At 33.8% G+C, this 11,958-nt stretch carries 11 protein-coding genes; 3 read left to right on the top strand and 8 right to left on the bottom strand.

Annotated elements, in window-relative coordinates:
• Positions 1 to 106: 106 nt before the first annotated feature.
• Together HNQ80_RS05330 and HNQ80_RS05335 are read right to left on the bottom strand one after the other, a co-directional pair.
• Complete coding sequence (locus HNQ80_RS05330; RefSeq protein ID WP_184308911.1) at positions 107 to 1,492, bottom strand: sensor histidine kinase; 1,386 nt, start codon at positions 1,490 to 1,492, stop codon at positions 107 to 109.
• The gene (locus HNQ80_RS05335; RefSeq protein WP_330602765.1) at positions 1,482 to 2,192 is read right to left on the bottom strand and encodes a response regulator transcription factor; all 711 of its coding nucleotides are present in this window, start codon (positions 2,190 to 2,192) and stop codon (positions 1,482 to 1,484) included. The genes HNQ80_RS05330 and HNQ80_RS05335 overlap by 11 nt, the downstream gene beginning before the upstream one ends.
• A 195-nt stretch (positions 2,193 to 2,387) precedes the next feature.
• On the opposite strand from HNQ80_RS05335, the gene HNQ80_RS05340 reads away from it, so the two are divergent.
• Complete coding sequence (locus tag HNQ80_RS05340) at positions 2,388 to 2,612, top strand: ferredoxin (protein ID WP_184308915.1); 225 nt, start codon at positions 2,388 to 2,390, stop codon at positions 2,610 to 2,612.
• Between the two features lie 177 nt (positions 2,613 to 2,789).
• Here the strand turns inward: HNQ80_RS05340 and HNQ80_RS05345 are convergent, their stop codons facing one another.
• Together HNQ80_RS05345 and HNQ80_RS05350 are read right to left on the bottom strand one after the other, a co-directional pair.
• Entirely contained in the window at positions 2,790 to 3,872 is a 1,083-nt protein-coding gene (locus HNQ80_RS05345) for a GGDEF domain-containing protein (protein ID WP_184308917.1), read from the bottom strand.
• A gap of 116 nt (positions 3,873 to 3,988) precedes the next feature.
• Positions 3,989 to 4,183, bottom strand: coding sequence for a hypothetical protein (locus HNQ80_RS05350; RefSeq protein WP_184308919.1), 195 nt, complete (start codon positions 4,181 to 4,183; stop codon positions 3,989 to 3,991).
• A gap of 1,301 nt (positions 4,184 to 5,484) precedes the next feature.
• Between HNQ80_RS05350 and HNQ80_RS05355 the strand changes: the two genes are divergently transcribed.
• Positions 5,485 to 6,198 carry a response regulator gene (locus HNQ80_RS05355; protein WP_243183004.1) on the top strand — a complete coding sequence of 238 codons (714 nt, stop codon included), beginning with the start codon at positions 5,485 to 5,487 and terminating at the stop codon, positions 6,196 to 6,198.
• Positions 6,191 to 7,753 carry a sensor histidine kinase gene (locus tag HNQ80_RS05360; RefSeq protein ID WP_184308923.1) on the top strand — a complete coding sequence of 521 codons (1,563 nt, stop codon included), beginning with the start codon at positions 6,191 to 6,193 and terminating at the stop codon, positions 7,751 to 7,753. The genes HNQ80_RS05355 and HNQ80_RS05360 overlap by 8 nt, the downstream gene beginning before the upstream one ends.
• A 167-nt stretch (positions 7,754 to 7,920) precedes the next feature.
• Here the strand turns inward: HNQ80_RS05360 and aroD are convergent, their stop codons facing one another.
• The 4 genes from aroD to HNQ80_RS05380 all read right to left on the bottom strand — a co-directional run bounded on the left by aroD (position 7,921) and on the right by HNQ80_RS05380 (position 11,928).
• Positions 7,921 to 8,685, bottom strand: a complete 765-nt coding sequence (aroD, locus tag HNQ80_RS05365; RefSeq protein ID WP_184308924.1) for a type I 3-dehydroquinate dehydratase — start codon at positions 8,683 to 8,685, stop codon at positions 7,921 to 7,923.
• Positions 8,686 to 8,801: 116 nt separating this feature from the next.
• The gene (locus HNQ80_RS05370) at positions 8,802 to 9,548 is read right to left on the bottom strand and encodes a WecB/TagA/CpsF family glycosyltransferase (protein ID WP_184308926.1); all 747 of its coding nucleotides are present in this window, start codon (positions 9,546 to 9,548) and stop codon (positions 8,802 to 8,804) included.
• A gap of 192 nt (positions 9,549 to 9,740) precedes the next feature.
• Positions 9,741 to 11,087: a hypothetical protein gene (locus tag HNQ80_RS05375; RefSeq protein WP_184308928.1), complete on the bottom strand. Its 1,347-nt coding sequence runs from the start codon at positions 11,085 to 11,087 to the stop codon at positions 9,741 to 9,743.
• A gap of 298 nt (positions 11,088 to 11,385) precedes the next feature.
• Complete coding sequence (locus tag HNQ80_RS05380; protein ID WP_184308930.1) at positions 11,386 to 11,928, bottom strand: glutathione peroxidase; 543 nt, start codon at positions 11,926 to 11,928, stop codon at positions 11,386 to 11,388.
• Positions 11,929 to 11,958 lie beyond the last annotated feature (30 nt).

Genomic DNA, 11,958 nt, shown 5'->3' on the forward strand with positions numbered 1-11,958 from the left:
CCATCTCTCCTTACACAAAATTCACCAGTAGTCTGTTCTTTATGGCTTAATCCTACGGACTTTTTGTGAAGATTTTGTGAAGAGAAAAAAGAAAATTTTTTGCTTTTTAATACTGCTTAGGTAATATGATGACTGTTTCCGTTCCTTCCCCTAAGCTGCTATGTACTGTAATTGTTCCTCCAAGGGCTTCAATAACTTCTTTCGTGATGGTGAGCCCAATACCAGACCCTCCCGTCGCTTTATTCCTCGATTTATCTACACGGTAAAACCTCTCAAAAATATACGGTAAATCCTCAGGGGGTATTCCAATGCCCTCATCTTTAATCTTTATAACAAAGTGTTTTTCTTGTTCAATTGTTTCTATAACGATACTGCCGTATTCCCTACTGTATTTAACACTATTGGAGAGGATATTTACAATCGCCTGGCTAAGTTTGTCTTCATCCCCAAATATCTCCTCAATCTTACCCTTTACTATGATAGATAAGTTTTTTTTATGAACTTCCGATTCAAAAGTTGTGACAATAGATTCAATGATCTTGTTTAGATTAAATTTTCCAACATTCATTTTCTCAAGACGGCTTTCGTATTTTGCTAATTTTGTTAGTTCACCTACAAGACGATTCACTCTAAGAATTTCTTTATAGATTCCCTCAAGTCTTGTAGGAGTAGGTTGAAGCACACCATCTACCAAGGCTTCCATGTTAATTTGAATCGCAGATAACGGCGTTCTTAACTCATGAGAAACATCTGCTACAATTCTTTTTCTTATGCCTTCTTGTTCTTCTAATGTCCGAGCAAGTAAATTAACCGAATCCGATAATTCCTTTATCTCGACCATGTCAGATTTTACATGGACTCTTTCCTTTAAATTTCCTTTTGCGATCTCTTTTGTGACTTGTATAGATTTGGTGATAGGAATACTAATCTGTCTCGCGATAATCAATCCTAAAATCAAAGCACAAATTAGAGAGACAACTCTAGTAATATTTAATACATCATGCAATGAGTTGATAAAACTTGAATCCCTTTCTGTAAAATAGAACGGCCCATAGTAGGTTATCATTAGTTCCCCTATGATCTCCTCTTCATGTTGTAAAGAAATCCTTTTTGTCACCAATTCACCTGTCCAGTAGCGAAAGTGCTCTCTCATATTACGATGGATAGACTTTAATAATTCTTCCGCCTTCTTTTGAGAAATCGTTTCAGTATCATATACAACCGTTCCCGAATGATCAATGATAGATATGACCAAACCATCTTCTAATGCTCTCAGGCTGGTCTCCTTAATTTTTTTTATATTCCATTCTCCATGATACTGATGGGCAATATCGTGAACAATGCTGTCCATCTTTCTTTGATTATTATCGTTTACAAATTTAATCAGTTGTTTATCCATTAGCAAACTAGATAATAGCACAATGATTCCAATGGTAGCCAACGTGATGATCCCATGGGTAATGGATAATTTCGTTCGTAATTTAAGCTTCATTTTTTCCGCCTCCAAACTTATATCCAAATCCATGTACCGTTTGAATATACGTAGGATTCTTTAAATCATCCTCGATTTTCTGTCTCAACTTCTTAATGTGGGTATCAATAATTCGATCATATCCATCAAATTCTTCGCCTAATGCAATAAAAATCAATTCGTCTCTTGAATACGTTTTATTTGGATATTTTACCAAGGAAAGAAGTATCTTATATTCACTAGGTGTTAGTCGTATCACTTCTCCACTTTTTCTCACTTCATTGTTTTCTAAGTTAATCTCTAGGTCTCCATTATGAAATGTCATGATATTAAAAAGGGGTACTGGATCGCTTTCTGTTCTTCTTAGAACTGCTTTAACTCTTCCTACTAACTGCTTTCCACTAAAAGGTTTTGTCATATAATCGTCAGCTCCGATGTCTAACCCCATCAATATATCTTCTTCTTCGGCCTTGGCAGTTAACATGATGATGGGCGTCCTAGCATTCCTTCTGATTTCTTTGCAAATCTCTTCTCCTGATAAATCTGGAAGCATGAGGTCTAATACAACCAAGTCAGGTTTAACATCATAAAAGGTTTCCAGGCCTTTTTTTCCATTGTGTTCGATATAGGCTTTAAAATCACTGTGTTCCAAATAGCTTTTGACCACATCCGTAATCATATATTCATCATCAATAATCAAAATCTTTTTCTGTCTGTCCATCATAACGCACCCTCATATTCAATGTTTTAGTTTTTATCTAATCGTATGCTCATTATATAATGAACGCCCATCATATTTCTAGGGTACTCTCCTTGTATAATTCTTTCTCTTTAAGGCAATAAATTAGATCAAATTAATATTTTTGATGCAAATAAGATCATGGCATCTCTCTTAAAGTAGATAGGAGTGAAACTTATGAAAGCCTTTGTCAATAAACACTCGTGTATTTTTTGTGGTTTATGCGGAGGAATATGTCCTGATGTTTTTCAGAGCGATCACGACGGAAAATCTATATCTTTGGATATAGAACTCTCTGATGAATTACTTATCATGGCTAGACATGCTGAATCTATTTGTCCAACTTGGTCAATCACTATAGATGATTTCCCTAGAAATGAAACAGATAATGCTTGGGTTTAAATTTTTTATACTTGTAAATCTTATGAAGGGGTGTTGAAAAGAAACAAAGAAGGTCAATTGACCTTCTTTGTTTATGTTTTGAAAATATTCACATGCCTTAAGTATAACAATGATGTTACCATCTTTATATATTATCTTTTTCGACTTCTAAATTGCTAAGTAGTCCTTAACCTTCTCTTACTGAATAGAACATACCATATTTCTTCCTGATCGTTTTGCTAGATATAGCCCTTCATCAGCTTTATGGATAAGTTCAGCTGGATCCATTACAGTTTCAGGATATGTTGATACCCCTATGGATACAGTTATTGATAACACTGTATTATTAGGCAATATGAATTGATGAACTTGTACTTCACTTCTCACTCTTTCAGCAACTTCTAACGCTTGTTTATGAGGGCAATATGGCAAAAGAATAGTAAATTCTTCTCCGCCAATTCTCGATATAATATCATTTTCACGGCAATTATTCAGCAGCACTTTTCCAATCTCTTTCAAAACTATATCACCTGCAAGATGACCATATGTATCGTTAACCTGTTTGAAATGGTCCACATCAATTATCAATACAGATAGCTTCTCATTATTCGTTGTAATTCCATAGATTAGTTCATTCATTGAATACTCGAATTGCCTTAAATTATTAAGCCCTGTCAAGTAATCACGCTTAGCTTCCTCTTTAAACTTTCTATAGTGAATATTTACAGTATCTACATAGTTTAGCAGGTAATATAGAGTTATTCCTATCCCCATTGAAACAGCCGCATAAGAAGTTATGACAACGAAAGTCTTCCCAGAATTTCTTAATAATACATACATACAAGAAGACATAACAACAACGCTATACATATTCATAAAAATCCATTTCCAAAATTGTTTCTCTTTGATTCTCCATATTATATTACATCCAATAACAGTAAGAATCATGCTGATCACTGCGAATATCGAAGCTTTCGTTATACCAAAATAGGTTATTCTAAATGTAATCATTATTACTGCAGCTATAACAGATGGTAACAGCCCCACATATCTTATCAATATTATAATCGCTAGATATCGAAGATCTATGATTGTAGAAAGGATTTCTATCTTTACACCAAAAAGAATCAATGTAATCCCCAGTAAACCTCCACCTATTCCAGTCAAAGCTTTTGTAGTTATTGAGGAATTATTTGATAAATCATCTTCTTTAAAAATATGGCTTCCTATAAATACAAATGAAATCAATATCGTTGAATTGATAAATAAGTCTCTAAACATATATCTCCCTATTTTCTTCCATTCTCGAATATAAGATCTTTAATATTAAATGATAGACAGTTATTAATAAATAGTATTAGAGTGCATTTTGGACGATCATCTATACCATTTGTTATTTACTTTTCGATAGTTTTTTCAAAATGTAGCATTAAATGTTGTATAGCCTTTAATATCTCCAAATATTCGTTGACTGTACTCATTAAAAAAGTATTATCCTCTAGTGAATTTATATTTTTTTTCATGAGTCTAATTTCTTCTACTAAATATTTTTCTAAATTTTTCAAATCTCCATAATTCAAAAGGCTATCCATAATGCACCTCCAAAACTAACATCATCTGAGAAATGACATGTTTAGTATTTTTTATCTATTCATGTATGTAATGAAAATCATTGCTTTAAAATAGGTCTTAGTTCCTATTTTTCTTTTATATTTATAGTACTTTTGTCCTATTATACCATATTCTTACTTTATCCTACAAACATTGTCGATATTTTATATTTTTTCTACTTTGTTCTACGTGAAATCAGAAGATTACTATGTTACCACAGATATATCTTTCTAATAATCTCTCTTCCCTCAGATCCTTGCCACACCTATCTTGCCAAATTACTCCATCCAATAAGAATCAACCAAAAAGGGCTGAAGAAAAATACAGTTTTGCATTTGAGGGCTGTTTCTTGTAATAAAGTCAAAATAAACAAACTCCTCTCTGGTTCGGTAGTATTTCTCTAATCCTTGCCAGAAAGGAGTTGCTTATTTCGCTTTTCAAAAATATGTTACAATCTCTTAGCAGCGGTCAAAATACCACCACCCTACCCTCTTAACTCAAACCAATAGAATTATGCTTGACTTAGTAATACTATCTTATCGTAAATGTTTCAAAAAAGCTTAACAGCTTGTCATAACTGTTCAATACCTTGTTATAGGTATCTATTAGGTTTGTATACATATCTATTTGAACACTTTCTTCAGGGGCGGTTTCGTCTTCTACATCAACAGCGTCCTCTTCAGTGGCAGCTTCATCTTCTACATCAACAGCATCTTTTTCAACAACTCATTTTTTCTCCTCTTTTAAAATAGTTTTACTTTCATCCTCCTCTGAAATATCTTCCGGGACTGATTGCGTTTCTACGGAAAGTTGAAAATCGATTTTTGGTATATCAATTTAACCACCTCCCTTTTTGGTACCGTAGTATACAGCAGAAGCCACTTTCACGCTATTAGTAACTTCTGTAAATAATTATATTTGAATGTTGTTTCATAGCCTTTTCAAAATTTTGAACATTTGTTGCCAAATTGTTACAAATTATTACCATTTTTATACCATAAAAAGATTCTTGCTTATCTTTTACAAACCAAGCTATAAAGATATATGAGCAACTGTTTATATCGGTAGACTAGGTATACATATAGTAAACCAAAACCCTCTTGAGCAATAAATCAGATTTTTATACACAAAACCCGATACTGGTATAATATCAACGCTAATGATATAATTAAGGTGCATTTTCACGCTAGTAGAACTTCTTAGACATAAGAAAACCGTAAAGCTTTTCAACTCTTACAAACTCCTATACTCAATATTCAAAATAGTAATGGAGGTGATCGTATTGCAGTATTTAGGAAAAGTTTTGGTTGTAGATGATGATCCAAACATATTTGAATTAGTAAAGTTATATGGTGAAAAGGAAGGTTTTGAAGTTATAGGCGTAAATAATGGAGATCTTGTATTATCTGTCTTTGATAGAGAGAATCCAGATGTAATTATATTAGATATTATGCTTCCAGGCAAAGACGGCCTTACCCTATGTCGCCATTTAAGGGAAATACGTATGGTTCCCATCATTATGCTTACTGCTAAAGGAGAAGAAGCCGATCGAGTTTTGGGGCTTGAAATGGGTGCTGATGACTATGTGTCCAAGCCTTTTAGTCCTAGGGAGTTGGTCGCTAGAATCAAAGCTGTTTTGCGCCGAACCAAAACTCCTGAGATATCAGCAAATTGGAATTTAAAATACCCAGGAATAGAAATTATGGCTGATATCAGAAAAGTATTCGTGGCTGGTAAAGAAATAGGAGTTACACCGAAAGAATTCGATCTACTCCACTATCTTGCACAAAATCCTCTACGGGTTTTTTCAAGGGAAAATCTTTTATCTGCTGTATGGGGATATGATTACTTCGGTGATCAGCGTACAGTCGATGTTCATATTCGTAGATTAAGAAAAAAGCTGGCGCCTTTGAACCACGAATATTTAACAACCATTTGGGGTGTAGGTTATCAATTTACTGCTTTTTCGAAAGGAAAGGAAGTAGATTATGAATAAGTACGTTCAGCAAGGAAAAAAATTTGGTCAAAAGCTAATCCAAATCCTTGTAAAGTTGTGTCTTTTCCTGAAGTACTTTTTTCTAAAACAGTTCAATAAGAATATTTATACGAGGATATTATTTACCAATGTACTATGTTTTGTTATCTGCCTTACCTCATTAATCACACTTTTCGATTTTGCAGTAAAACAAGTAACCTACAATCAAATCCAACAAGAGCTACTAAGAAAGGCTAAACGAGCAAACTTTACTTTACTTCAACAAAACAATTTGGAATTGATGGTTCCCTCTATAGACAAAGATAACAATTTTATCTACAACCAGCAGGAGTCACTCAAGTTTTTATCTGATATTTTTGATGCAAAGATTACAGTTTTTGATAAAGAAGGCAATATTGTGGCCACCTCTGCAAAAGAAGAAGTAATAGCAGGCAGCCAAGTAGAGAAAAAATTTGCTAAAATCATCTCTAGTGGTGAAACCATCACCACAAAAACTGTTGACAATGAAACAGGTGAACTAGTAGTTATTGCCGCTATTCCCATGGGAGGCAGCAAGGACACTATTGAAAATGGTATCTTGCTGGAGACTAACCCTTCCAAACTTGATCTTAATATAAACAAGATGCGGTTGTATCTGATAATAGGTGGAATACTCATACTCCTTATGGTTATTTTTATTTCGGTCTATCAAGCAATGCATATTGCCAGACCCATTTCCCGATTAGCTACTTTTATGGCTGAATACGATAGTGGAAATTATACTATATCAGAAGATGATCACGCTCTGGATGAAGTCAAAATATTAACAAGTCAACTTAGTAAATTAACGGAAAAAATGCAGAAAATACAGGAAGAAAATCAGAGAGTAGAAGAAGAAAGAACAAGGCTTTTCGCTGAAATATCCCATGAACTCCGCACTCCTTTGACGGCTGTTCAAGGTTTTGTAGAGGCTATTCAAGATGGTGTCGTTCAAGACAAGGCTTTACAGGATAAATACTTAAAAATTATTTACACCCAAACGATCCATATAAATCGGTTGGTAGATGACATATTACAACTAAGCCGTTTAGAAAGTGGTAATATCCGTCTTGAAAAACTTCCTTTGGATTTAGTACCCCTAGTACAAGGAGTCGTTATCTCCATGGAAGCTGTGGCTCAAGCTAAGAACATATCTATTATCTTTGAAAAGGATATAGAGAAAGCAAAGATAATAGGTGATATTGACCGTATTGAACAAGTGATTCGTAATTTATTACAAAACGCCATCAATGCCACAGAAAATGGAGAGATCAAAGTTAGGATAGAAATTTTACAGCGAGAGGTCATCCTCACTATTAAAGATAATGGTATTGGTATATCAAGTGAAGATCTACCCCATATTTGGGATAGATTCTATCGAAGCAAAAATCAGAGAGGTAATGTTAAACTACAGCAAGGGAGTGGTCTAGGTTTAGTTATAGTGAAACAACTGGTACAATTGCATCATGGGAAAATAGATGTAGAAAGCCAATTGGGGAAAGGAACCGTTTTCTATATACGCTTTCCATCATTATAGTTAAAAACCAACAGTCAAAGTATTCATGATATAAAAAGACCGTAAGCATAAAGTATTGCTTCGGTCTTTTTGATTTAAAAGGTCAATACCGATTTTCGATAAAGATCATAGGATCATTCTATCATCTAAACGTATAAAAAAGTATAAACAATATAGGTGAAAATGGTTTACATTGCATTATGAAGTATATCCAATACACACTCCAATTTCTCAACTGGAATTTGGCCAGGTGCCGATACTTGACCAACTGCACCAAATGTCATCGATGATCCGAAGACTTCGCCCGCCATTCTGCTAATAACTCCTTTTGAAGACATGGACATCGTGATGATCGGTCGGTCTGCAAAACAGGATACCATTTCATAGGTAGCACTTAACAGTACTAAAACATCCGCAGGAGTTTGAGGCATAACCGCAATCTTTGGAATATCAGCTCCCATTTCCTGCATCTTTTGAAGCCTTCTTAACAACTCATCTTTTTCTGGTGTTTGGTGAAAATCGTGGTTTGATCCTACAACTAACACGTTGGCACCATGGATATTTTCAATATTCTCTCTGACAATTTCATCACCTGAAAAAATTTCAACATCTATAAGATCAACAAGACCACTATTGGCAACTACTTTATTTAACCGTGTATATTCTTCCATTGAAATTTCTTTTTCTCCGCCCTCGTTCTTCGTTCTGAAAGTAAAGAGAATTGGTTTTTCAAGCAAAACCATTCTAAGTTCATTTAAAGTATCCATAACTTTTGAAATATCAAAAACATCTTCATAAAAATCGACACGCCACTCTACAACGTCAATCGGCAGCCCCTCAAAGCTACGAGCTTTCTCTAGGATCGCTTTTTTGTCTTTTCCAACGATTGGAACAATAATTTTGGGTCTTCCTTCACCAATTCTTACGCCTCTTACTTCATATATCTTTGTCATCCGAATACTCCTTCCTAATCAGTTATGGTCAAGCTTATTTGTTTGCTTTATTTGCAATACAAGTTCAATCCTTCTAAATAAAACGACTGATCAAATTTAAGAAGGCTGTCAAGCACTTAGATTGTATTCTTACGAATCGCTTCAACAAATGCCCTATATGCAAAAACCTTTAATTTTTTCTGTCTTTCCTTTCTTGAAGGTTGGGTTATTCTTCTATGTAACCACTCTAAATTTAACTTTTTCCAAATCTCTGGTGTGCGCTTAACTTTTCCTGTAATTACATCAAGGCTTCCTCCTACACCAAAAACCACTTTAACATTGAGTTCATTTTTATTTCTATAAATCCATTTATCAGCAAGTGGCGACCCTAATGCAACGATAAGAATATCAGGCTTTGAATTTCTTATATCTTCAACAATTTTATTATTATCTTCTTCCTTAAAGTAACCGTGATGTCTACCTGCAATTTTAACATTAGGATAATTTTTTTTAATATATTCTGAAGCGTTTCTATTTACTTCTTCATCTGAGCCCAATAAATAAAATGACCATCCTTTTTGATTCCCAACTTTTAGAGACTCTAAAAACAGGTCATAACCAGTAACACGTTCCGATATTGGATTCCGTTTTAACCTCGATGCTAAAACAATACCTATCCCATCAGGCGTTATTAGATCTGATTCAAGTGATATCTTTTTTAATTCTGGATCTTCCTGAATCTGTACTGCAATTTCTGGGTTTACAGTAATAAGGTGAAACATTTTATTGCTACATTGAGATATTTTGCTATCTATTAAGTCGACTGTTTCCTTTAAATTTAGTTTTGAAAATGCTATCCCTAAAATATTTACGTAATTATCCATACACAAATCACTTCCTATTAATCTTAAATTTCTAATACCCACACCCGATCACACGAGGACAGTCCTTGTTTGCTAAATTCTCCCTTTTCCCTTGCCTGTCCGATCATCCTTCTCACTCCTTAGACCGAGTTTATTCCATTTTTATTCTACTGTCAACTAGCAAGCAAGGACTGTCCTCGCTTGCCTAATAAATCAAAAATGGCGTTGATATTTTGAATAATTTCTTATTTCCCTCCCATAATATTCAAGCGTTCCATCATTTCCATCAAAAACTGCTGCATATAAAGTATTATTATAGTTTAGATGAATCTCGTAAACTATCTTGCCCTTCAGGTTTCTTACCATGAATATATCTTCTATTTTAGCTTCTTTATTAATGCGCTCTTGTATTTCTTCTTTCGTAAGAATAGGTAGAGTGATTTCTTCGTCATAGGGATATACTATCTTAAAACTGCTTATTAACCCATGGGCTTGTATAACTACGTCTATTTTCTTCATTTCATCGTAAACATCATTGCTCTTTTCAATGTATAAATATCTTATATACTCTATATTTTTTTCATCATCATATTTGACCTCTTTATCGTAATTTAAAGCTTTAGTATTAAATTTGTTAACCACATTATTTACCATTTCATCTAGTTCGTTTTCTTTATATTTTTGCGTTTGGGAAGTTACAGAATAACTAACAGCCATCACAGCTACTTCCTTAGTTTTTTTATCATATTCTACTGTATAATCTACTGCATCAATAAGTGATTTCCCAAAAACTTGCGGTTCAGCTTCTGTAAAATCCCTTTCTTTATAGGTTCTAAAAATATACTTATCTGCGTTCAGTTCCTCTCTATTATCATATTTTAGTAATTGATCCTTCACTAGAACTGAAAATACTCCTTTGCAATAGGATTCAACCTTTTCAAAATCTACATCTTGAAAGTTACCTTTATATCCTTTAACAAGGTTATATTTTGAAGAATTTAGTAAGCTTTCCGCCCTTGATGAATACTGATTATATATATCTACAATATTATCTTGTAGTTCTCTAGTCTTTTCATAGTTCCATTCTGTATAATATAAGATCCCCATAACATTCTTATATTCGTCGATTAATTCTTGATTATATTTATATAGCATATCTAAATATTCTTTTTCGTTTTGCTCTAGTCTTCCATCTTTCAAAACATTATTAATTACATCATTTGCATCTAAATAAGTGAATAAATACTGAGGGTAGGAATTAGTCTTTCCCAAGCTAGCTGCATCGAAGCTAGAACTCCAAAAACTTACTACCCTATTTCTATTAATAAATTCCTTTTGACCGCTAAACTCATAATTATCTAAAACTAATAGTCTAGACAAATTGCTGTCAAACTCTTCCAATGATTTTCCAAAGCCTTCGAAATCGCTATACATTCTATTTTTAATTTTGTCGTATGAGTTAATATACTCCTTAATATAAGGAGAAACAACAAAAAACAATATCCATATTACAGCATATACGACAATGAAGTAAGCTCTCTTTTTACTAATCTTTGGCATACTGGATCCCCCCTTATTAGATACGTTCATCTTATTAATTACACCACAACCCTCTGCAATCTTCTTTTATAAAATCTCTTAGAGAATTCTCCCTTTTCATTTTCCTGTCTTGCCATTCCTCAGACCCAGTTTATTCCATTTTTATTCTACTGTCAACTAGCTAGCAAGAAGCGTCTCCGCCTGCCTAATATATATCGTTCTATCGATACTTTATATAAATGAGAAAAAACAGCCAGTAGCAGCTGTTTTTCTTTATTCATAACATATTTATCCCATTGTGATATCCACACCAATGATCTTAAATTACTTTTTTGATCTCATCCTCCATGTCGAGTAGATCTACCGTAGGTTCAAATCTTTTCACGACCGTTCCGTCTCTGCTTATCAAAAATTTAGTGAAATTCCACTTAATTGAGTTTCCGACTAAGTCCGCAGGGAATTTTTCGCTCAACATCGCATAAAGTATCTTTCCAATCGGATGTTGCTTGTCAAAGCCTTCAAAAGGCGCTTTGGATGTAAGATATTTAAACAATGGGTGAGCATCCACACCTTTGACCTCTATCTTATCAAATATAGGGAAAGTCACTCCATAATTGAACTCACAAAATTTCTTTATCTCACTATTGTCTCCTGGTTCCTGTTCAGCAAACTGATTGCATGGGAAACCTAATATTTCTAAACCCTGCGCCTTATACTTATCATAAAGTTTTTGAAGATCGCTATATTGCGGTGTAAAACCACATTTACTAGCAGTATTTACGATGATTAAAACCTTGTCTTTAAAACTATTAAGTACAACTTCCTCACCATCTATTCTTCCTGAAAAATCATAAATACTCATCTTATAAATCCTCCTCATTTAATAATTAGC

The sequence above is a fragment of the Anaerosolibacter carboniphilus genome (genome assembly GCF_014205875.1).
Classification (GTDB): Bacteria; Bacillota; Clostridia; order Peptostreptococcales; family Thermotaleaceae; genus Anaerosolibacter; species Anaerosolibacter carboniphilus.

Bases quoted from the DNA above. Each gene is read 5' to 3' on its own strand.
- HNQ80_RS05345 (WP_184308917.1), bottom strand. From the start codon at position 3,872: ATGTTTAGAGACTTATTTATCAATTCAACGATATTGATTTCATTTGTA.
- HNQ80_RS05360 (WP_184308923.1), top strand. From the start codon at position 6,191: ATGAATAAGTACGTTCAGCAAGGAAAAAAATTTGGTCAAAAGCTAATC.
- HNQ80_RS05335 (WP_330602765.1), bottom strand. From the start codon at position 2,192: ATGGACAGACAGAAAAAGATTTTGATTATTGATGATGAATATATGATT.
- aroD (WP_184308924.1), bottom strand. From the start codon at position 8,685: ATGACAAAGATATATGAAGTAAGAGGCGTAAGAATTGGTGAAGGAAGA.
- HNQ80_RS05330 (WP_184308911.1), bottom strand. From the start codon at position 1,492: ATGAAGCTTAAATTACGAACGAAATTATCCATTACCCATGGGATCATC.
- HNQ80_RS05375 (WP_184308928.1), bottom strand. From the start codon at position 11,087: ATGCCAAAGATTAGTAAAAAGAGAGCTTACTTCATTGTCGTATATGCT.
- HNQ80_RS05380 (WP_184308930.1), bottom strand. From the start codon at position 11,928: ATGAGTATTTATGATTTTTCAGGAAGAATAGATGGTGAGGAAGTTGTA.
- HNQ80_RS05370 (WP_184308926.1), bottom strand. From the start codon at position 9,548: ATGGATAATTACGTAAATATTTTAGGGATAGCATTTTCAAAACTAAAT.
- HNQ80_RS05350 (WP_184308919.1), bottom strand. From the start codon at position 4,183: ATGGATAGCCTTTTGAATTATGGAGATTTGAAAAATTTAGAAAAATAT.
- HNQ80_RS05340 (WP_184308915.1), top strand. From the start codon at position 2,388: ATGAAAGCCTTTGTCAATAAACACTCGTGTATTTTTTGTGGTTTATGC.